Origin of the sequence: Pseudomonas sp. CBS (assembly GCF_024734645.1) — a bacterium.
Classification (GTDB): Bacteria; Pseudomonadota; Gammaproteobacteria; order Pseudomonadales; family Pseudomonadaceae; genus Aquipseudomonas.
In genome coordinates, this window is sequence record NZ_CP102929.1 from 608,372 (window position 1) to 630,683 (window position 22,312).

The 22,312-nt window shown below is 54.9% G+C and carries 16 protein-coding genes and 2 pseudogenes; 16 read left to right on the forward strand and 2 right to left on the reverse strand.

Going from position 1 to position 22,312, the window contains the following annotated elements; genetic code table 11:
• The first annotated feature begins 11 nt into the window (after positions 1-11).
• Entirely contained in the window at positions 12-1,442 is a 1,431-nt protein-coding gene (locus NVB75_RS02640; protein WP_258345829.1) for a diaminobutyrate--2-oxoglutarate transaminase, read from the forward strand.
• A 34-nt stretch (positions 1,443-1,476) separates the two neighbouring features.
• Here the strand turns inward: NVB75_RS02640 and NVB75_RS33095 are convergent.
• Positions 1,477-1,791: pseudogene (locus NVB75_RS33095) on the reverse strand (substrate-binding domain-containing protein); the annotation flags it as partial.
• Positions 1,792-2,054: 263 nt separating this feature from the next.
• Here NVB75_RS33095 and NVB75_RS02650 point away from each other — a divergent pair.
• The 5 genes and pseudogenes from NVB75_RS02650 to NVB75_RS02670 form a co-directional block, all read left to right on the forward strand.
• Entirely contained in the window at positions 2,055-2,975 is a 921-nt protein-coding gene (locus NVB75_RS02650) for a LysR substrate-binding domain-containing protein (protein ID WP_258345831.1), read from the forward strand.
• Positions 2,976-3,137: 162 nt separating this feature from the next.
• Complete coding sequence (locus NVB75_RS02655; protein WP_375378929.1) at positions 3,138-4,355, forward strand: SRPBCC family protein; 1,218 nt, start codon at positions 3,138-3,140, stop codon at positions 4,353-4,355.
• Between the two features lie 14 nt (positions 4,356-4,369).
• Complete coding sequence (locus NVB75_RS02660) at positions 4,370-5,500, forward strand: hybrid-cluster NAD(P)-dependent oxidoreductase (protein WP_258345833.1); 1,131 nt, start codon at positions 4,370-4,372, stop codon at positions 5,498-5,500.
• Positions 5,501-5,549: 49 nt separating this feature from the next.
• Positions 5,550-6,182, forward strand: coding sequence for a dimethylsulfoniopropionate lyase (locus tag NVB75_RS02665; protein ID WP_258345834.1), 633 nt, complete (start codon positions 5,550-5,552; stop codon positions 6,180-6,182).
• A 209-nt stretch (positions 6,183-6,391) separates the two neighbouring features.
• A pseudogene (locus NVB75_RS02670) lies at positions 6,392-7,005 on the forward strand (formaldehyde dehydrogenase, glutathione-independent); the annotation flags it as partial.
• Between the two features lie 189 nt (positions 7,006-7,194).
• Here NVB75_RS02670 and folD read toward each other — a convergent pair.
• Positions 7,195-8,112 (reverse strand): bifunctional methylenetetrahydrofolate dehydrogenase/methenyltetrahydrofolate cyclohydrolase FolD, encoded by a 918-nt coding sequence (gene folD / locus NVB75_RS02675; protein WP_258345835.1) that lies wholly within the window; start codon positions 8,110-8,112, stop codon positions 7,195-7,197.
• A gap of 293 nt (positions 8,113-8,405) precedes the next feature.
• On the opposite strand from folD, the gene NVB75_RS02680 reads away from it, so the two are divergent.
• The 10 genes from NVB75_RS02680 to NVB75_RS02725 all read left to right on the forward strand — a co-directional run bounded on the left by NVB75_RS02680 (position 8,406) and on the right by NVB75_RS02725 (position 21,801).
• Positions 8,406-9,281 carry a LysR family transcriptional regulator gene (locus NVB75_RS02680; RefSeq protein WP_258345836.1) on the forward strand — a complete coding sequence of 292 codons (876 nt, stop codon included), beginning with the start codon at positions 8,406-8,408 and terminating at the stop codon, positions 9,279-9,281.
• A gap of 109 nt (positions 9,282-9,390) precedes the next feature.
• Positions 9,391-11,040 carry an electron transfer flavoprotein-ubiquinone oxidoreductase gene (locus tag NVB75_RS02685; protein ID WP_258345838.1) on the forward strand — a complete coding sequence of 550 codons (1,650 nt, stop codon included), beginning with the start codon at positions 9,391-9,393 and terminating at the stop codon, positions 11,038-11,040.
• 208 nt (positions 11,041-11,248) lie between these two features.
• Positions 11,249-11,998, forward strand: coding sequence for an electron transfer flavoprotein subunit beta/FixA family protein (locus NVB75_RS02690; RefSeq protein WP_258345839.1), 750 nt, complete (start codon positions 11,249-11,251; stop codon positions 11,996-11,998).
• On the forward strand, positions 11,998-12,936 hold the full coding sequence (locus NVB75_RS02695) for an electron transfer flavoprotein subunit alpha/FixB family protein (RefSeq protein WP_258345840.1): 939 nt from the start codon (positions 11,998-12,000) through the stop codon (positions 12,934-12,936). Before NVB75_RS02690 ends, NVB75_RS02695 begins: the two co-directional genes overlap by 1 nt.
• Positions 12,937-12,946: 10 nt before the next feature.
• Positions 12,947-13,804, forward strand: coding sequence for a formyltetrahydrofolate deformylase (purU, locus tag NVB75_RS02700; RefSeq protein WP_258345841.1), 858 nt, complete (start codon positions 12,947-12,949; stop codon positions 13,802-13,804).
• Between the two features lie 50 nt (positions 13,805-13,854).
• Entirely contained in the window at positions 13,855-16,305 is a 2,451-nt protein-coding gene (locus NVB75_RS02705) for an FAD-dependent oxidoreductase (protein ID WP_258345842.1), read from the forward strand.
• Between the two features lie 349 nt (positions 16,306-16,654).
• Positions 16,655-17,431, forward strand: a complete 777-nt coding sequence (locus tag NVB75_RS02710; RefSeq protein ID WP_258345843.1) for an AraC family transcriptional regulator — start codon at positions 16,655-16,657, stop codon at positions 17,429-17,431.
• 103 nt (positions 17,432-17,534) lie between these two features.
• Positions 17,535-18,440 (forward strand): DMT family transporter, encoded by a 906-nt coding sequence (locus tag NVB75_RS02715; RefSeq protein ID WP_258345844.1) that lies wholly within the window; start codon positions 17,535-17,537, stop codon positions 18,438-18,440.
• 130 nt (positions 18,441-18,570) lie between these two features.
• Positions 18,571-20,268: a B12-binding domain-containing radical SAM protein gene (locus tag NVB75_RS02720; RefSeq protein WP_258345845.1), complete on the forward strand. Its 1,698-nt coding sequence runs from the start codon at positions 18,571-18,573 to the stop codon at positions 20,266-20,268.
• 153 nt (positions 20,269-20,421) lie between these two features.
• Entirely contained in the window at positions 20,422-21,801 is a 1,380-nt protein-coding gene (locus NVB75_RS02725; RefSeq protein ID WP_258345846.1) for a hypothetical protein, read from the forward strand.
• The last annotated feature ends 511 nt before the right edge of the window (positions 21,802-22,312 follow it).

Sequence of the window (22,312 nt, forward strand, 5' to 3'; positions counted from 1 at the left end):
ACGGAGTCACAATGGAAAGCGTCCAGCCCCTTTCATCCTCCAGCGCAATCTTCACGCTGGAGCAGTTTTGCCAACAAGCGCCGCGTGATCTCAGCACCAACCCGTATCTGCAACGCCAGGCGGCCCGGGAGTCAAATGCCCGTTCCTACCCGCGTCGGATTCCGTTGGCCTTGCAAGAAGCCCACGGCGTTTATGTGCGCGATACTCAAGGCCAATTGTTCATGGACTGCCTCGCGGGAGCGGGGACATTGGCGCTGGGCCATAACCATCCGGTGGCCATCGCGGCCATGCGCCAGACACTTGATTCCGGCCTGCCCTTGCACACCTTAGACCTGACGACACCGATCAAGGATCGTTTCGTCGAGGATCTGTTCAACGCCTTGCCGGAAAACTTCGCGCGTCATGCGCGCATCCAGTTCTGCGGCCCGACCGGTGCCGACGGCATCGAGGCTGCCTTGAAGCTGGCGAGGATCGCTACGGGGCGCAAGCCGATCCTGACGTTCTCCGGCGGTTACCACGGCATGACCCTGGGAACACTGAGTCTGATGGGCAACCTGGGGCCGAAACAGGCGCTGGGCTCGTTGATGGCCGACGTGCAATTCCTTCCTTACCCCTATGACTATCGCTGTCCGTTTGGCATAGGCGGCGAAGCCGGCATTGATGCCGGACTGCACTTTATCGAACAGTTGTTGAGCGACCCGGAGTCGGGCGTGCTGCCACCGGCGGCGGTAGTCGTTGAAGTAGTGCAGGGCGAAGGCGGGGTGATCCCGGCACCAGTCCGTTGGCTCCAGGGCCTGCGTCAATTAACCCGCAAACACGGCGTGGCACTGGTCATTGATGAAGTACAGACCGGCCTTGGGCGCACCGGTAAGCTGTTCGCTTTCCAGCACGCCGACATTGAACCGGACATTCTGGTCCTGTCCAAAGCCATCGGCGGCGGTTTGCCGCTGGCGGTGATGGTGTATCGCGAAGAACTGGATATTTGGCAACCCGGTGCCCATGCCGGAACGTTTCGTGGCAATCAGATGGCGATGGCTGCGGGAGCCGCTACGTTGCGCCATATCATCAATGAAGACCTGCCAGGGCATGCTGACGTCATGGGGCAACGCCTGATGGAACAGTTGCATCAGTTGCAGAGCGATTACCCTTGCCTGGGTCAGGTTCGAGGTCGCGGCTTGATGGTGGGGGTGGAGGTTGTCAGCGATACGCCGAGCGATGCCCGTGTGCCCCCCGGGGATACAGCACTCGCCCAAGCTATCCAGCGCCAGTGCCTGCGTCTGGGCGTGATCCTGGAGCTCGGCGGGCGCCACGGCGCCGTTGTGCGATTCCTACCTCCGCTGATTATCCAGGCTGAAGAAATCGATGTGCTGGTCGAGCTGTTCCGGGTAGCGTTGAACAATGCCATCGCCGAGACCAGGGGTAGGGCGTTGCATATCGTCTAAGCAGGCAATCACTGCTACTTGGAGCGCTACTCAACATTGAAAGCTGCTCAGGTTTGATGAACGGGAACGGTACCCGGACCTCCGGTTCGTCCTTGATCATCTTGAGCGCTGCCTGCACCGTGCTGGTCACCTGGGCGTTGTAGATCTGGAATGCCGAGGCGATCAGCAACCCATGCTTGATCGCCATCATGCCATCAGACAAACCGTCCACGCCGAAAACCGAAATCTTGCCTTTGGCTTTGCCGGTTTGCTGTAGAGCCATGGCAGCACCGATGTTCATATCCTCATCGTTGCTGGCGATGGCTTCAAAACGGCTAATGGCGAGCAGCCAGTTGCTGGTCCGGTCCATCCTAATCAGGAACGAGATGACTGTCGGAGTGTGCATGCCTTCCGCTGGCTTTGTCGTTTGCTGTCGCTTGATACCGGAGATCGCTGGCATCAGCCTCAGGGATGCGGCATCGCTGGAAGGTGACATCAAACCCTCGACTCGCGATATACGTCGAACCTCAAGTTGATTTAGCCTGTACCTTTAGAGAGGTGGCTTTAAGGTGCCGTATTACCGGCACCAAATGGGTTACAGGCGTCGGTTTTGGCTTTGTCAGTGGAGCTTGAATGAATCAGCCGTTGAAAACGCGCCAACATAAGGGATATCGCCGGATTATCCCGTCGATGAACGCGCTCGTAGCATTTGAGGCGGTCGCTCGTAACGGTAGTTTCACGATTGCGGCACAAGAGTTGGGTGTGACTCAGGCGGCGGTCAGCAAGCACGTAAAATTCCTTGAAAACACATTTGGTGCACAGCTCTTCTATCGCCTTCATCGTTCCAATCAGTTGACGACAGAAGGAATGGCGCTTTACGACGCCATGTCCGTATCGATGCAACGCATTGCTGGCGTGTTCGACAAGTACGCGGAAGGCCAAGGCGAACACGCCATCGCACTGGCGAGTACCGCAGACTTCTCGAACTTGCGAATCATGCCGCGATTACATCTGCTGAGAGAGCAATTACCCACGTTGCGTCTGCGACTCACAACCCCGTCCGATCGCGATGCCGACCTGTCGGTCCGTTTCGGTCACGGCAAATGGGATGACGGCACCGCGGTTCTGCTGTTCGATGAGGAGATTTTTCCGGTGTGTTCTCCCTCTTGGCTGGCTCGCAATTGTTCACCGACCTCACTGGAGGAAATTGCCCATAACCCGCTCATTGATACCGATGCAACGCTGGAGGGTTGGATGACGTGGAGTACCTGGTTTCGCGCGCTGGGATACATACCCCCCAAACTGCAGTTCAGCCTGCGTTGCGCGATGTACGGCGATGCAATTCTCGCTGCGGTTCAGGGACACGGCATCGCATTAGGGTGGGGGCGGCTGCTGGAGAACCACTTGGCGTCCGGGCGGCTCGTTCGTGTATCCAGTCATGTGATGGTACCCAGTGATGCTTATTACATTTTTCTCGCCGCAGGCCGGCCGGAAACACCGGTTATCGACCAGTTGATGGAATGCCTGCGCGCTGACGATATCGAACCTCGTTAAAGGGGAGCATGACTCATAACTTTGAGTCATGAGAGCTTGACAATAAACCGCATTGACCAATGTTTATAGCTATTTAGATACTCTCACGCATCGTTGGCAATAAAGCCTGCTCGTGAGGTGTCTATGAATAACTTAAAACAAAAGAGCCATCTTGACGTTGTAATGGAACGCGCTCAATGGAGCGCTTTGGATGGCGAGGTATTTGGTCGCGAAGATATATTTGAGAATGACCTGGATATATTTTTTCACAAGCACTGGATCGTTGTCGGTGTCACTACCGAAATCCCGGAACCCGGAGATGTTTCCACCGTCGACATTGGCAAGTCATCGATAATCCTTGTGAGAGATGATGACGAGCAGATCAGGGCATTTCGTAATGTCTGTCGTCATCGCGGTGCCCGACTCAAGGAGGCAGGGCTTTCTACCGTTGGGATGCTGGTGTGCCCTTATCATCAATGGACCTACGACCTCGACGGGTCTCTCAAGCACACGCGTGACATGGGTAAAGAATTCGATCCCACGTGCCGCAGTCTCATTCCTGTCGCTTGTCGCGTCGTGGGTGCCCATATTCTTGCCTGCCTCAGCGATAAACCGCCTGCCGACATCGATTATCTGGTTGAGAACATGGAGCCGCGGTTTGCGCCCTACGATTTGACCAACACCAAGATTGCCTATGAAACGGAGATTATCGAGGAGGGTAATTGGAAGTTGGTGATAGAGAACAATCGCGAGTGCTATCACTGCGCAGCGGGTCATCCAGAGCTAAATGTTTCGTTCCTGCCTGAAGACTTTGCCGGCAGTACGGAAGGCATGACCGAGGAATCACTTCGCGTGCTCGAAGCTCACCAGGCCAAAAGCGTGATTGCCAAAAAGAGTTGGGAAAGCGAGGGACTGGTCTGTGATGCTATCGAGTATCTGGATGAGGATGCTGTCACTCAATTCCGGGCGCAACGTTTAGTGATCTCCGGTCATGGTGAATCCCAGACCCTGGACACTCGCGTCGCGTGCACAAAACTGTTTGGTGAGTTGGTTCGCCCGGACTTGGGCGACACACACTTCTGGACGCATAACTCGTGGACCCACGTGATGAGCGACCATGCCGTTATTTCGTGGCTGATCCCGCTTGCGCCAGGCAAAACACTAGTGAGATCCAAGTGGCTAGTGCATAAAGACGCCGTCGAAGGTAAAGACTACGACCTGCAACGGCTGACTGAAGTGTGGATCGCGACCAACCAGCAAGATGCCGGCCTGGTCAAAATTACCTACAGTGGAACCCAAGATCCGGCGTACATACCGGGCCCGTTTTCACACCTCGTTGAAGCCTACGTTCACCAGTTCACTCGCTGGTACACCGCACGCCTCATCGCGCACAGCGCTTGAATGGGAGACGTGTAATGAGTACCTTTCAGACAGCCTCTGCACCGTTGAAAAGATCTCGCTTCACTGATGTTGAAGTATGGTCTGCGTTCGATACAGGTTGGAGCAGTGGTGAACCGAAAAGCCTGATTTGTTGTGATGTCAGGGACGAAACCCGCGACGTGAAGACTTTCACTTTTCAATGTGGTGACTTCCAGGTGCTCGCTTTCGAACCTGGTCAGTTCATCACGATTGTGCCGAGTATCAACGGCCAGGCGATTTCACGCTGCTACACGCTTTCATCCTCTCCAGCGCGACCGTTTACCTTTTCGATCACGGTCAAGCGGGTACCGGGTGGGTTGGTGTCGAACTGGTTGCACGAAAACTTGCATGCGGGTGAGCAACTGACGGCATACGGCCCTGCAGGGACCTTCACCTCGACCTGCAGCGACGCTCGCAAACTGCTTTACCTGTCTGCCGGATCGGGGGTTACTCCCCTGATGTCGATGACTCGTGCAAGTTGCGATCTTGCAGCCGATGTCGACATTGCATTCGTCCACAGCGCACGGTCGCCGGTTGATATCGTTTTTAGGAAAGAGCTTCAGTTGCTCGCGTCATTCAAGCCCGGTCTGCACGTGCTTTCGGTTTGCGAAACGATCGAGACCGAGCCGGAGTGGATTGGTCCTGTCGGGCGACTTACGTTAGAGATCCTGCTTCAATCCGTGCCGGACTTTCTAGAGCGCGAGGTCTTCACCTGCGGACCCAAAGGCTACATGGATGCCGTGCAAGCACTGCTCGCTGGGGCGGGCTTTAATATGGAGCATTACCACCAAGAGAGCTTTGATCTGGGTGATCCATCCAGTCCAGTGGTGGTGCCCGTCGCTGCACCTTCTATGGTGCCGACTGGTGCGTTTACCGTCACGCTGGCAAAGTCGGGCAGGACGTTTCAGATGAGCCACGATGAAACGATTCTTGCTGCGGCCAAGCGTGCGGGAGCTGTGGTTCCCAGCTCATGCAGCCAAGGTATTTGTGGGACATGCAAAACTGCAATCCTAGAAGGCTCTGTCGATATGAACGCGAATGGCGGCATTCGTCAGCGAGAAATTGATAAAGGGTTTCGGCTACTTTGCTGCAGTAGGCCAACGTCTGACTTGGTTATCGATCTCTGATCGCCCACGCGGTCACCTGCTTAATCTAGACATCGAGGGTGGAGGTTTCATGGCTTTCTCTGAATCGCTTGGGCAGCAAACTGTGCAGCTTGAACATGCTCAGCAACTCTTGGTTCGGGTTGCTGAGCATCTCGGGGAGCATTGCACACAAGAGTGGGCGCATGAGATCTCCGCTAGTCGGCGATCTGTTCAATCCGCGCAACTATCGATCAATGCAGGTTTTCAGGCGAACGACGAAGGCGAGCGGTGTATCCACGACTCGCTGGTCGATAGCCTGACAAATGCAAAGTCTTCTTCGCTGGTGGATGGCGCGCTGGTGAAATGCATTGAGCAGCTGTTACCCAATGCGGTATGGATCAAGCGGCAAGCCGCCTCGAATGAAGGCGCTTACTTCGTGGATAGGCACCGGCACGCACTGGTCATTGGCAAGGGCAGCCGGATTCAATGCGACTCAATAACGCTGGGGCTGATGGTCATGGCCCCCGGCGTCCGTTATCCCTTTCACAACCATCCTCCCAAGGAGTTTTATCTCGTGCTGTCGGAGGGGGAGTGGTACCAGGAGGGCCTCGGCTGGTTTCGGCCGGGGCCTGGTGGGGTGGTTTACAACCCACAATCGATCGTGCACTCCGTGCAGTCGGGTGAGGAGCCTCTCTTGGCTTTATGGGGGTTGATGCATACCTGACGTCATCGGTTGCCTGGCTAGCTCCAGGCGCCATTCAGATGCTTGAAAGGCTCAGCTCAGCGCACGCGCAATCCAGCGTCCACATCTAAAGCCTTAAACAACAGCACGCGGATACCTCTGAGCGTCATTTGATGCAGAGAAAAAAGATGACTGCGGATAGTTGCTGAGTGGTTTACCTGAGCGCTGGCAGTGTCGAGGTTTAGCCCAAACTGCAGACCCCACGCGGCAAGCAGATTCAACGCGTCGTCATCTTTAAGGTTGTCTCAACCGGCATCTCCAGTTCCGTTCCCCAAATGGTGTGTGAGCGCATCACCGCCTAGGTTGGGCTGCTGCTTGGACACAAAATTACCGGTGAATTAATCGAGAGGGCAGCGACGTCGAAACCGGAAAGCCGGCAATCTAATGGCTGTGCCGTTCAACGTCGCTCGCGGTCGACGTCGCTCCTGAACGGAAATGCAAACGGGGTGTGCTGAAGCGTTAATCCGGCACGGCCGGGTGTTGACTACGGCTGGGTCGACATGAGCGATTGGCCAGGCGGAATATGCGAAGCTGCCGTACGCCGACATTCAACATATTCAAACCGCCTGATCGCGACCGCGCTATGGAAAAATCTGCGACCTAGCCTGCCTTTGCGACATCCCACCTACCGGTTAGCACAGCACACGCCAAATCGCAGGAGGTTGAAATTGCTGAGCTGTTACTGGACAAGGCGCTGCACGAGCGTATCGCTGCGCTGCTCGGTGAGCCGGAAGTGGATGGCGTCGTCGACGCTTTGGGCTTCAAAGCGTGCGGACATGGCGGTGACGGGGTGAAACACGGGGTTTAGGCCACTGTTCTCGATTTGTTGATGGGCGTGGTTCGGGTGGCTGGCAAAAAGAAGGCCGCCAGCGTGCAAGCGGCCAGGTCTCAAGCCCGACCAAGACTATCAACGAAAGTTTTGCCGATAACAGTGTGGTTAGAAGCTTTGTGCTCCTCGTAATGAGGCCGCGCGTGTCCTACCAACCTTCGTACGTCAGTAGCGGGCGGCCCTGTCCCTTTCAATGGCTTCAGCCGCAGCCAGCGTGTTACCCATCAGGCATGCGACCGTCATTGGACCGACACCACCAGGTACAGGCGTGATAGCTCCCGCGACCGGGCCTACCGAATCGAAATCGACGTCGCCAACCAGTACTGAGCGTCCACCTTTGTCTACGCGATTGATACCTACGTCGATCACGACGGCGCCCGGTTTAATAGCGCCGGCGTTGATGAACTCGGCTTTACCCATAGCAACGACCAAAATATCTGCCTGCCGGCATTCGCTATAGAGATCTTCGGTCCTGGAATGCACGATCGTTACGGTGCAGTTTTCTTGTAAGAGCAGATTGGCCATCGGTTTGCCAACGATGTTGGACCTACCAACGATGACGGCTTTTTTCCCGCTCAAATTACCCAGATGATCTTTCAGCATCATCAAGCAACCCAGCGGTGTGCAGGGGACCAGTGACGCTTTGCCCTGGCCGAGGAGCCCAACATTGATCGGGTGAAAACCATCGACGTCCTTTGCAGGATCGATCGCGGTGATGATTTTGGATTCATCGATGTGGGCGGGCAGTGGCAACTGCACCAGGATCCCGTGGACATAACGATCGTTATTCAACTTTTCAATCAATTGCAGTAGATCAGCTTGCGATGTACTGCTGTCAAGCAAGTGTGGAAATGAGTCGATACCGGACTCCAACGCTTTTTTCATTTTGGTTCTGACATAGACCTGACTCGCAGGATCCTGGCCTACTAGAACGACCGCAAGCCCTGGAGCTCTGCCGCGTTTTTCGCGAAACGCTCGCGCACCGATGGCAACTGACTGGCGTAATGTTTCAGCGAACTCCTTGCCATCAATGATATGGATCTGGGGGCTTAGAGTTTGATCCAATTGTTGAGTCATCTTCATCTTGTCCTATCCTGTCAGCGGTCGGGAAAAGCGGTATGCAAGCGTCCAAACCTCGCCTTTGATTCATACACGGCAGGCACAAATTATCTTTGCTGAACACGTTTCGATCGGTATCTACACGGCAAGCCCGCATTCAAGCCCGCCAGCTCCTCCCTAGACATAACCCAGCCTTGCTGGACGTCCATTTTGCCGGCGTTCGGGGCAGGTGCGATGAATGTTATGGTGGTTGAGTAGTCACTACAAACGATGTATACGACCTGTATTAATAAGTAGGGCTAATGGGGTAAATATCCATGTCGTTGACCAACCTTCAACTGAATTGGCTGCGAACATTTGAGTCGGTAGGTCGTCATCTGAGTTTCTCGGCAGCGGCCGTCGAGCTGAATATGAGTCAGTCGGCCGTTAGCCAACAGATCAAGTTGCTGGAGCACAAACTTGGCAAGCCTCTTTTTCAGCGTCAGACCCGTTCGATTCAACTGACCGTATCGGGCCGAGCTTACCTGGCGGTGGTTCGAGAAGGCCTCTGGCATATGCATCAGGGTATGAACAACATCTTCAGTTCAGTGGCGCAGGGCGTGCTTGAAATCAGCGTGAACAATTCTTTCGCGCAGCTCTGGCTCGCGCCACGAATGGAGCGATTTGCCGAGTTGTATCCGCAAATCTCGTTGCGTATGTATGGCGTGAACTGGGAAGCCGATGCACCGCCAAGTAGCGCAGAGCTTGAGATACGCTACGGCTCCGGCAACTGGCAGCAATACGATATCCAGCAGCTGCTTTCCACCGAATTGCGGCCTTACTGCTCATTGGATGTTGCGGCCAAATTGCGCAGCGCGGGCGGCCTGCTGAGCTTGGCGCTAATCGACGTTTTAGGTACGCCTAACGGCTGGAGTGATTGGTTGGCATCGCATCCCCAGGGCGAGGCCGAGAACTATCAGCGCTTCTATGTTGATAGTTATGCCATTGCTGCCAGCATGGCGATCGAGAATGCGGGCGTCTGCCTGCTCAATGAGGAACTGGTCGAGAAATCCAGGCTTCGCGGGCAACTTGTTTCTCCGCTGGACCAGAGTATCGACAGCATGGCGGGATTCTATTTGCTCAAGCCACTGAGCAAACCGCTTTCGGCAGCGGCGCAGGCATTTTGTACCTGGCTGGAGTCGGAACTGCGCTAATGAATTAGCCATACTTATTAATCAGTTATGGATACATCGTTTGTTACGTGGTCAGAGTCGCTCGTAGCATGGACTCCAAAGGCACGATTCAATGCCTGTGGAGACTGCGATGCAACGCGATGCGATGGAATTCGATGTAGTTGTAGTCGGCGGTGGGCCTGCAGGGTTATCCACTGCGATTCGCCTGCGACAATTGGCGATGGCTGCAGGACGAGAGCTATCTGTGTGCTTGGTGGAAAAGGGCGCGCAGATCGGTGCGCATATTATGTCCGGCGCGGTTTTCGAACCCTCAGCGCTCAACGAGTTGCTTCCCGACTGGCGTGAAATGGGGGCACCGCTGCACACACTAGTGAGTGCGGACGAGATTTATTACCTGACGTCATCTCGCTTTTCGATCAGGGTACCGGGTGCCTTTGCACCCCGCACGATGCACAACGAAGGTAACTACATTGTCAGCCTTGGAAACGTTTGCCGTTGGCTCGGTGAGCAGGCTGAAGCATTGGGCGTTGATCTGTTTGCCGGCTTTCCCGCTGCTGAGGTTCTGTATGACGAGCAGGGGCGCGTCAAAGGTGTGGTCACCGCTGACATGGGTGTGGACCGGGCAGGCGATAGAAAAGGAAGTTTCACTCCGGGTATCGAATTGATTGGCAAGCAGACAGTTTTTGCCGAAGGTTGCCGAGGTCACTTGGGTAAACAGCTCATTCAACGATATCAACTCGACGCCGACTCTGATCCTCAGCATTACGGTCTGGGTCTCAAGGAGGTTTGGGAAATTTCGGCCGAGCAGCACGTTCCGGGCTTGGTGATTCACAGTACAGGCTGGCCTTTGACCGTGAGTGGCGCCCAAGGCGGTGCGTTCATGTATCACCTGGAGAACCGCCAAGTCGTAATTGGTCAGGTCGTAGACCTTAATTACAGCAACCCCTTTCTGTCTCCCTTCGACGAACTGCAGCAAATTAAACACCATCCGCTTTACGAGCAATTCTTGCGGGGTGGGTCACGCATTAGCTACGGTGCACGGGCAATCGCCAAAGGCGGACTCCAGTCATTGCCCAAGATGCACTTTCCGGGTGGCCTATTGATCGGTTGTGATGCCGGTACTTTGAATTTCGCGAAAATCAAAGGCTCGCATACCGCAATGAAGTCCGGAATGCTTGCCGCGCAGACAATCTTCGATGCGCTGCTGGTCGATGACGCGGTTGGGCAGGATCTCGAGGAGTATGCAGCCCGGTTCAAACAGTCATCAATCCATGCAGAGCTGCACCAGCAGCGTAATTTCGGCCCCGCATTACATCGCTTCGGCAGCCTGGGCGGCGCCGCTTATGCGTGGTTCGACCTGAACCTGCTCAAGGGAAGAACACCCTGGACACTGCGTGACACGCACGCCGATTACGCGACCATGGTCAGCGCCGATCAAGCGAAGACCCTTGATTACCCAAAGCCGGACAATGTGCTGAGCTTCGATAAGACCTCTTCGGTTTATCTCTCCAACACCAACCATGAGGAAGATCAGCCATGCCATTTAATGCTCAAAGATGCGCAGTTGCCGATCGCTTTCAACCTGCCGACCTATGCCGAACCTGCACAGCGCTACTGCCCGGCTGGAGTATACGAACTAGTTGAAGTGGCGGGACAACAGCATCTGCAGATCAATGCGCAAAACTGCCTGCATTGTAAGACCTGTGATATCAAGGACCCGAGCCAAAATATTATTTGGTGCGCTCCCGAAGGCGGCGGTCCGAATTACACCAGCATGTAGAGATGGTCAATCGCATGGCCTAAGGTCAGTGCGAGGTGGATGAAGATAAGATTGGTTCACCTTTAGCCCGGCACAAGCCGGGTTCTTCTTGCCCGGCGCCAACAAATAAGCCTGGCTTATTCATGAGTAACATATAGATCGTTTGTAGCGGGTTATTCAGACTTATAGCATCCCTCTGAAGCAGGAACGGACTTATTCGGAGGTAGATATGAAGGTGATGGTGGCGGTGAAGCGGGTTCTGGACGCTAACGTCAAAGTCCGGGTCAAGACGGATGAGTCTGACGTCGAGTTAAGCAACATGAAGATGTCGATCAACCCCTTCTGTGAAATTGCAGTCGAGGCGGCATTGCAGTTGAAAGAGCGCGGCCAGGCCAGCGAGATTATTGCTGTATCTGTAGGGTTGGATGTATGTCAGGAGCAGTTACGTACGGCTCTGGCCATGGGGGCGGACCGTGCCGTGTTAATCAAATCCGGGAGTGATCTTGAACCGCTGGCCATTGCCAAGTTGCTCAACGAAGTGGTCAAGCGGGAAGGACCAGGCATCGTTCTGCTGGGTAAACAGTCCATTGATGGCGACAACAACCAGACCGGACAGATGTTGTCGGCATTGATGGGCAGCTCTCAAGGCGCTTTCGCCTCGGACATCCAGGTAGTCGGGGAATGGGTCAATGTTGCCCGTGAAGTCGACGGTGGCATGGAAACCCGAAGCCTACGTCTGCCGGCTGTGATAACCGCTGATCTGCGCCTGAACGAACCACGCTACGCCTCGCTACCGAACATCATGAAAGCCAAGAAAAAGCCTCTGGAAGTTATCGACGCTCATGAACTGGGGGTCGACATTACTGCGCGGCTGAAAGTCATCAAGGTGACCGCGCCACAAGAGCGAACGGCAGGTGTTCGCGTGAGCAGTGTTGACGAACTGGTTCAAAAGCTGAAGAACGAAGCGGGGGTTATCTAATGGCTGTTTTGTTGATCGCTGAGCACCACGATGGCGTGCTCAAGCTGGCAACCTTGAATGCATTGACCGCTGCTGCAAGCCTTGGTTCTTCGGTTGAAGTGCTGGTTGCGGGTAAGCACGCAGTTCACATTGCCGCAGAAATGGCCAGCTACACCGGCGTCAACCAAGTGTTGATTGCGGATGCACCGTCCTACTCAGACCAAGGTGTCGAAAACGTGGCGGCGCTTGTCACTGAATTGGTGACGACGTCGGCCTACAGCCATGTGCTGGCCGCTTCGACAGCCTATGGCAAAAATCTTCTGCCCCGCGTTGCGGCGTTGCTGGACGTGGCGCAGATCAGCGACGTCGTCGAAATCATCTCGGTCAGCCGCTTTGTGCGTCCGTTCTATGCGGGTAATGCATTGGCCACCGTTGAAAGTGCCGACCCGGTAAAAGTGCTGACGGTACGCACTACAGCATTCGCACCAGCTGAAAAATCCACGGTAAGCGCCGCCGTCAAGGCGCTCACGCTTTCCCACGAAACTGGCCTTTCCACCTTCGTCAACGCGGACTTCAGCGTGTCGGAACGGATCGAGTTGACCTCCGCCAAAATCATCATCGCCGGTGGTCGTGGGATGGGCAGCGGGGCCAATTTCGGCTTGTTGGAAAAAGTTGCCGACACGCTTGGCGCTGCCGTCGGCGCATCACGCGCCGCCGTCGATGCCGGGTTTGTTTCCAATGACATGCAGGTTGGCCAGACCGGCAAGATCGTCGCGCCACAGCTGTATATCGCTGTCGGCATTTCAGGTGCCATTCAGCATTTGGCGGGTATGAAGGATTCCAAAGTCATCGTTGCAATCAACAACGATGAAGACGCGCCGATTTTCCGTATCGCCGACTACGGCCTGGTTGCCGATCTGTTCGAAACCGTCCCGGCGCTTGAAGCTGCATTGTCTTGAGGACCCTGAAATGAGTACAAAGCGTACCTATACCTTCGCCTTCGATTGTCCTGATCGTGTAGGGATCATTACTCGCACAGCCGGGCTGTTTGCCAATCACGGCGGTTGGGTTGAAGAAGCGTCTCAGTTTTCCGATGAGGAAAGTAACCGCTTCTTCAGTCGCATGGTGGTGCGCGCCGATTCACTTCCCTTTGATATGGAGGTGTTGCGCAGCAAGGTTGAGCCGATTGCTCTGGAAATGAACATGAACTGGCGGCTGGTGGACAGTGATCAGCACAAACGTGTGGTGCTGATGTGCAGCAAAGGTTCGCACTGCATGACTGACCTGCTGGATCGCTGGAAGACGGGCGACTTGGTCTGTGACATCGCTTGCGTAATTTCAAACCACGAAGACTTGCGCAGCCTGGTGGAGTGGTACGGCATTCCTTTCGAGTACGTGCCGGTGGATAAGGACAACAAGTCAGCAGGTTTTGCCCGGACCGAACGCCTGATCGATGAGTATCGCGCCGACTGCATTGTATTGGCGCGCTACATGCAGATCCTTCCTCAAAACCTATGCGAAAAATACCGGCATAAGGTCATCAATATCCACCACAGCTTTCTACCGTCATTCATCGGTGCCAAGCCCTACCACCAGGCCTCTCGACGCGGCGTGAAGCTCATCGGCGCGACTTGTCACTACGTCACCGAGGACCTCGATGAGGGGCCGATCATTGAGCAGGACGTTGCCCGGGTCAGCCATGAGCAAACAGTCGATGACTTGGTCAGGCTTGGCAAGGACGTCGAGAAGACTGTATTGGCGCGGGGGCTTCGAAACCATCTTGAAGACCGCGTGCTGGTGTATGGCAATAAAACCGTCGTTTTATAACCCAACTGTCGAGTCGGTTGCCGGGTTGGCAACGGGCCTTGGAGTTTCACATGAGCAATAGCATTCCGAGTTCAGCTCGCGTAGTCATCGTCGGTGGTGGGGTAATCGGTTGTAGCGTTGCCTATCACCTGACCAAATTGGGTATCAAAGATGTGGTATTGCTGGAGCGAAAAACGCTGACCTGCGGTACCACCTGGCACGCAGCCGGCCTGGTGCCAACTCTGCGAGCCACTTACAACATGAGCATGCTGGCCAAATACAGTGCCGGTTTGTATGAAGGCCTTGAGGCGGAAACCGGACAAGCAACGGGATTTGTTCGCAATGGTTCGCTGAGCATCGCTACTCACCAGGAGCGTTTCACTGAACTCAAGCGTGGTGCCTCAATGGCCAAATTGTGCGGCTTCCCTTGCGAGGTGGTGAATCCTGAGCAAGCGCTAGATTTATGGCCGCTGCTGAACATCGATGACATCGTGGGAGGTGTATATCTGCCTCTGGACGGCGTAGTGAATCCGGTGGATGTGACCCAAGCGCTGGCCAAGGGCGCTCGCCTGGGCGGTGCGCGCATCATTGAGAACACCCAGGTTCTGGACATCAAGATCAAGGACGGGAAAGCTGCAGGCGTGGTCACTGCCCAAGGCGATATCGATGCGGAGTTCGTCGTCAATTGCGCAGGCATGTGGGCGCGCAATTTTGGTAAGAAGGCGGGGGTCAACATCCCTCTGCACGCCGCGGAACACTATTACGTTGTGACCGAGCCAATGCCGGAAATCAACGGCATCATGCTGCCCACCCTGCGGGACCTGGACAACTACAACTACTTCAAGACCGATGCCGGCAAATTGCTGGTGGGTACGTTCGAGCCCAACGCCAAGCCTTGGGGTCATGAAGGCATTCCCGACAGTTTCTGCTTCGATGAGCTGCCGCCTGATCTTGACCACCTTGAACCGTACCTCGAAGCGGCTATCCGCCGTATTCCAGCAATGGAGAAAACCGGTCTGCAAGTATTCTTCAATGGACCGGAAAGCTTTACCCCGGACGATCGCTACCACTTGGGCGAAGCGCCTGAGTTGCGCAACTACTTTGTCGCTGCCGGTTTCAACTCAATCGGGATTCAGTCGGCAGGTGGCGCCGGTAAAGTGTTGGCCGAGTGGATCGCCAAAGGCCATGCGCCGATGGATTTGTGGGACGTGGATATCAAGCGCAATATGCCGTTTCAGGGCAACTCACAATACCTGTACGACCGCACTACTGAAGGCCTGGGTCTGCTGTATGCGATGCATTGGCCATTCCGTCAGTTTGAAACTGCACGGAACGCCCGCAAAAGTATTCTCCATGATCGCCTCGTCGCAGCAAATGCCTGCTACGGCGAAGTAGTTGGCTGGGAACGCGCAAACTTTTTCGCCCCTGAAGGCGTCAAGCCTGAGTACGGTTATAGCTGGGGTAAGCAGAACTGGTTCGATTGGTCGGCGGCCGAACACCTCGCAGTGCGCAAGACCGTCGGGTTGTTCGATCAAAGCTCCTTCGCCAAAATCATGGTGCAAGGCCGCGATGCCATGTCGGTGTTGAACCGAATCTGTAGTAATAATATCGATGTCGAACCTGGCAAGATCGTCTACACCCAGTGGCTCAACGAGCGGGGCGGCATCGAAGCGGACCTGACCGTCACACGGTTGGAGAAAGATTCTTTCCTGATCGTCACCGGCCCATGGACACAGACCCGTGAATTAAACTGGTTGCGCCGCAATACGCCGGCGCAGGCCAACGTGGTGATTACCGATGTCACTTCGTCCATGGCTGTAATCAGCATCATGGGCCCCAATGCCCGCAATCTGTTGCAACCGCTTACCACCGATGACCTTTCCAATGAAGGGTTTCCGTTCGCAACCTCGCGGGAGATCGAATTGGGCTACGCGCGAGTGCGCGCTTCGCGCATCACTTACGTTGGTGAGCTGGGCTGGGAGCTTTACATTCCGACAGAGTTTGCCCCTGATGTGTTCGACCGGATTGTTGCTGCCGGTGAACCGCATGGTCTAAAATTTTGTGGTTACCACGCACTGAACTCGTTGCGTATCGAAAAAGGTTATCGCCATTTTGGTCATGACGTGATGGAGGAGGACACGCCCCTGGAGGCCGGTCTGTCTTTCGCCTCTGACTTCGATAAGGCGGGCGGTTTTATTGGCAAGGAGGCATTGCTCAAACAGAAGGCCGAGGGCGTTAAAAAACGAATGGTGTTGTTCAAGTTCCTGGACCCTGAGGCGACCAGTTACCACGAAGAGCCTATTTTCCGAAACGGGGAAATCGTCGGTCGCACCACATCCGGCATGTACGGTCATTTCATCGGTGGCAACGTAGCGATGGGGTATGTGTGTAACGACGCTGGGGTGAGCGCTGATTGGGTCAAGGAGGGCAAGTACGAAATAGAAATTGCGACGCAGAAGTACCAAGTTGAAGCAAGCCTGCGTGCTTTTTATGATCCAGAGATGACAAACATCAAGTGCTGACAGACCCTCGCACACCTGCTCAAGGGATGGGGTAGGTGAGCGTGGCCGAAAAGCGTTCAAGACGCGTGATCTAGGTGACAGGCGTTGCCGCCAGTTCTCAAGCGAGGAAGACGTAAGACAAAAACAGTTAAGTGGTCAGCATAAAGTAAGTGCCAGCGAACAGATCGGGTTCGGTGAAGCCTGCTATCTGATGCTGATGGAAAACAGAGCGGCAATAGCCTCCTGTTATCGATAGCAACGCGTACGCGTTTAGGCAGGTTAAGTTGGATGATACTTCCGCTGAGAGCGTACTGGCCCTCGAGTGTATCGGTGGCTTAGGATAAACGCCTCGACACATGGAGAGTCATGGATGAACGCTACCGACCCCCAATCGTTATCCCTGGCGTTGCGCTCCTACTCAGGTGAGGTTGAGCTTCACCAACACGACTTTCATCAAATAGTGCTTCCCCAATCCGGGTCAATGGAGATTGAAGTCGACGGACGAGGTGGCAAGATCGACGCGAGCCAGGGCGTGGTGATAGCTGCTGGCTCCCGACATACATTCCTGGCCAATAACCACAACAGTTTTCTGGTGCTGGACGTCTTGATCGACCATAGCGAGGCGCCAAAGAGCACGGCTGTGACTCTTGGTCTATTCCAGGACAAGGGTTTTTTTGCGGTTAGGCCCGATATACGGCATTTGCTCGATTACGCCAACTGCAACGGGCCACAGTTGGTCGGCTCGCCCGCGATGGCCGAGTCCTGGAGTCGGTTGCTGTTGTGTTCGTTATTGCAGCCCGAGGTTGCGCGCAGCGATCCCGGCCAGTTTGTTGTCGCTCGCGCGCTGGCCTATATCGAACAGCACCTGAGCACCGCCCTGTCGGTGCATGATATTGCGCGTTATGCGGGCACCAGTGAACGGCGCTTGTATGTGCTGTTTGGGCAGCACCTGAACACTACGCCGTTCTCGCATATTGCGAACTTGCGTCTGAATCTAGCTATCGACCTGCTGCGCCAGACGTCTTTGTCGATCACTGATATCGCGCATCGCGCCGGTTACGCCGACCAGAGCGCATTGACCCATGCCTTGAAGAAAGCCCGCCATGTAACGCCGGCCGTGGTGCGCAAGCAAGGGCAAGCTCACTGAGAAAATAGCAGTCCCGAACAATTCTTTGGCGGGCTTGATCAATACTCGCTTTGCTGACCTTTCTATTGTTCCCGCTTGAGGATTATCCGCAGACGGGGCTTGTATGAGCAATTCCAACCCATCCATCACCCTTGCCAAGGGCGCCGCCAGTGCGACGCTGATGGGGGTGATTGCTGTGTTTTTGTGGGCGTGCCTGGCGCTTCTGACCACCTTGACCGCCGGGATCCCGGCCTTTCAGTTGCTGGCTTCGAGCTTCGCGGTCGCGTTCGTGGCCAGCCTGTGCATGCTGGGGCTGCGTGGCGCTGCCGGGTTCAGCAGCTGGCGCCAGCCCTGGTCTGTGTGGGCAACGGGGTTTGCCGGCATCTTCGTCTATCACGCGTTGTATTTCTTTGCCCTGAAGGCCGCGCCGGCGGCTGAAGCTAGCCTGATTGCCTACCTGTGGCCGCTGCTGATCGTACTGCTGTCGAGCTTTGCCACCGGCGAGTCGCTGCGCAAGCGCCAGTTGCTGGGCGCGTTGCTCGGCCTTGCGGGGACGGCCTTCATCATGCAACTGCGGGCCCGGAGTGACAGTGCGTCGATGCCGGTTATCGGTTACGCCGCAGCCTTTGCGTGTGCCTGGGTCTGGGCGATTTACTCGGTGTTCAACCGGCGTTTCAGCCATGTTCCGAGCAGCATCGTCGGGGGTATTTGTGGGCTGGTGGCAGTGGCCGGAGGGCTCTGCCATCTGGCGTTCGAAACCACGGTGCGCCCTGAACCGGGCCAGTGGGCGGCGATCATTGCCTTGGGGCTGGGCCCGGTGGGCCTGGCTTTCTTCGCCTGGGACCACGCGACCAAGCACGGAAATCTATCGATGCTGGGCGCCTTGTCTTACCTGGCGCCGCTGTTCTCAACGCTGCTGCTGATTGCCGTGGGGCAAAGCGATGCCAAACCGATCCTGATGATTCCCGCCGTGTTGATCATTACGGGGGCGGTCATCGCCACTTCACGCTCACGCACGACCTCACGGTGATTTCGACGGGTAAGGAGACAGGGAAATGAACTTGATAGCTTCGCAGGGAACCATGAGGATTGAGAGCGACGGGCCGAGTTTTTCGGTCGCACCTACGCGGCCCTTGCTCAGTCATCTGGGAAAGCCATCGTTGCTGAACAGCCGAACCGGCATCCGCCGTCGCGCCAATGGTGAGGTGCCTCGTGTGCTGCTGTTTGTGCCGCCTTACACACGCCTGATCGAGCCCACGTCACACGACAGCGCATTTGCCCGCATCGGCATTGATACGTTCGAAGTGATGAAGCGTGCCGGTACGCCTATCGGCCTGTTGCGCATCGCCACGGTAGCCCGGCGTGCCGGTTATGACGTGCAGATTATCGATTCGCCGTTTGCCGGTTGGTCCCAGGAGCACAGCCTGGTCAAGGTCGACCAAGGGCATCTGATCCGCTACGGCCTGACCGATACGCAGATACGCGAGATCATCGAAACCGCGCAGCCTGATGTTGTCGGGATCCAGTGCAACTACACCGCGCAATGGGGCAATGCACGGGCGTTGGCCGAGATGGTAAAAACTCTCGACCCCAATTTGGTGCTGGTCACTGGCGGCGCTCACTCCAGTGGTGACTGGAAGAATGCACTGCTGGATTCGGCCTTCGACTTCGCGCTGATCAATGAAGCTGACCGGGCCTTTACGCTGCTGCTCGACGCCTTGACTCACGAAGGGACAGACATCAATGCCGTACCTGGGGTGGCGTACCGCGACAGCCGAGCGCAACTGATCCGGCCCACCCAGAAATCCAGCTACCAGAGCATCATCCCCAAGCGGCAGGACCTCGAAGAGAGGCTCGGAGTGATGCCCTTGCCGGACTTCAGCTTTCTGAACATGAACCATTACCTGCAGCCTTATCACTCCTCAGGTGCGCGAGTACGCAAACATGGCGCGTGGGCGCAGATATTCTCCACGATTGGCTGCAACGTGAATTGTAACTTCTGCTACATCCCGAAAATCAACGGCCCCTGGCGGGCACTTGGCCTGGACTGGTTTGACCTGCACCTGGCCGATCTGGTGAAACAGGGGGTCACCGAAGTCCTGATCGAGGACGATCACCTGATGCACGACCCGTTGTATGCGATGGAGGTTGGCAAGCTCCTGAAAAAATATGACTTGCCCTGGGTCGAGGAAGGCGGGTTGAGCCTTTTCAACCTGATCCTGCTGCATTTGGGCGAAAGCTTCATAGACCAGATGGATGAGAAGGAGCGCAAAAATCCGCAATATCGCAATGTGATCGAGGCGGTAAAAGGCGGACTCACGGCAAGAGAGTTCATTCGGTCGATTGCCGAAAATGGCTGCTACAACATTTACCTCGCGGTGGAGAGCGCGAACGAAGACAGCCTGCTCAACTCCAACAAATCCCGACTTAACGCGATCCAGCACTCGACGTTCGAACTCATAGAGATGTTTACCGAGCACGGCATTCAGGTCACCGGCGGGTTCATGCTGGGGTTCGTCAATCCTCCCAACAGGCCTGGGCAAAAGCCTTTTGTAGAAAGCCTGGAACTGATTGAGCGCACCATTGATTACGCGGTCAACCTCATGGGCGCCGGCATGGCATATGCCAACCCGTTTATCGTTACGCCGATTCCCGGGACGTCGATGTGGGAATACCAACAGCGATATGTGGTGCGTCACTACGACAATGGTTGGTCCCATGAAAAAGCCACCATGGCGACCGACCAATGGAGTGCCGAGGACATCGAGAAAGCCCGATTGGAGTTGCTGGTGCGAGCCAACGGGGCTGATCGTGTCCGAGAGATGGTGCGTCGCGGCACTTGGCCCGTGGACGCTTAACAACCGCCGTCACAACAGGTGATCGCTAAATAAGTCAAATAAAGGGGGCAGGTGGAGACGTGACAAAAAATTGTAATCTTAAAGCGCATAAGTGAGTTTGGCGTGGTGAATTAATTTTTGGAACAAGATGTTCTTAAGCGCAAGGAGTGTTGCATGTATGAGGTTTTCTTGAAATGGTTTGAACCCTATTACCGGTTCTTACGCGGTGGCGCTTATAGTTTGGAACAGTCCTTTGATGGGCTCCATTGGATGTCGACGAATTTTTTAGTCCGGGATGCCTCAGGGAAAATTATCAACAGCTATTGGTCGCCTGATGAGGCGCTTGCCATTCCATTTGCTTTGCTACTAGTGTCCGTTGTTCTTCTGGTCCCCTTTTTGCTTGCGGCCTTTTACACGTTGCACAAGATTAAGGGGGTGGCGTTCGGCTTCATAATTCTTATTGCTCCTGGTGTGTTGAATTATTTTGGACTTTTCCCTGATATAAATTATATTCCGCGCCGCTATGTTCTCGATGGAACCGGAACGCTCGGTCAGGCAACTGGCTTTATACCTGTTTTGATTTTGGCAATGCTCTGGGGGTGGGCTTTAGTCATTCTGATCTATGATAATTTTAACTTAGGAGAGAGATTTCGGCAGTTATACGATCATCTTTGGTTTCCTACCGCGCTGGCGGCGGCGGTTTTCTTCGTGGCCGATTCTGACTCCAGCACGACCCTCGAGAGCGTAAAGGAACATGGCGAGGTAGTGAGGTCCCAGGCTGGTTTCTTATTGGCCCAAGTGAAGCGCTACGATACCTATTGCCAGTCGAGAGGCACCCCTGAAAAGGTCTCGTGTAAATGGGCTAGCAACATTTATCACGACCTCTATGACTTGAAATATACGTCTCCCGAGTTATTTAAGACTTTTGGGCCGCAGAGCTCTACGGACATGTACTCTCTACGAGGAATGAATTTATCTGCGCAGGATGTCATCGCCTTACGCAAGGAGATATACGATTATAATCAAGAGGTATGTCCTATTAAGTCCTTGGGGCAGGGCGTCAGGCAATTGGCTAAAGAGTCGGCTGTCTGCCAGACGACTCCTTCACAGTTCTGCACAGCTTTTCCAGACGATAACGAAGGGGCTTTCGAGAAATCATCGCCTTTGGACACTGTTGCGTTGTCAACAGAATGCGTGATTCCAACGCTTGTTCAAGCTAGAAAAAGCGTTGAAAAAATGCTAGCGGAGTCTGAGAGCATCAAAGAAAACAAACACTATCGACTATTCTATTTTGTCATTATTGCGTTCGTGCTTGGCGGGAAAGTTGCAAACTCAAGTACAAAGCTAACTGGGCATGACCGCCTGGATATACAAAATAGAAGAAGAGTGGCGAAGCTATTCTGCAGCTTTCTCCGCTGGATAACACATGCTTTGCGCGGATTGCTTAGAAGATTAGCAAATTTGCTCAAGTGGACGGTTCGACTTTTTTCAGAGCGTCGCAAAGCTAGGGCAAATAACGTTGAAGAGGGAGAAGGGGCTCCTCATCGTGAATAGAGGAGGTGAGCCAGGCAACGGGTGCACCGGTTTAGAGGGGGCCGTATTGCCAGGTTATTCAGGCTAGGTCTGCCTTAGCTTCATTGTTGGCGTCGTGCCCTAACCAAAGGTCGTGGGTTCGGATAAATCGGGCAGGAATGTCCGTTTTATCCAGCTTCTTTCATCGATTCGCCCAGGGAGTCTGCCTGGATGCCAATTTAATGGGGGACACCGCCATGTCCCTTTTTAGGGCACTGCACAGCGACATTGAAAAGGAGTTGACTTGTCCTGAAACGGCTAAATACTATTGGAACAAGACTCCAGTAAGTTGGGGTTTTGCGTAGGTCTATCGCTTTTAAAAGCGCGTTGGGGAGGTGTTTCGCCCGTCTGGCTTGGTCAGTCGATTCTCGAGCAAGCAGCTGTGAAGGGGCAGGCAGTGGGAGCAGGCAAATATTTTGTTAATGACCTGTTTCGATACTGGTGTAGTACCACATAGATTGGTGTCAGGTTTGCACGTACGCATGTTTCCCCC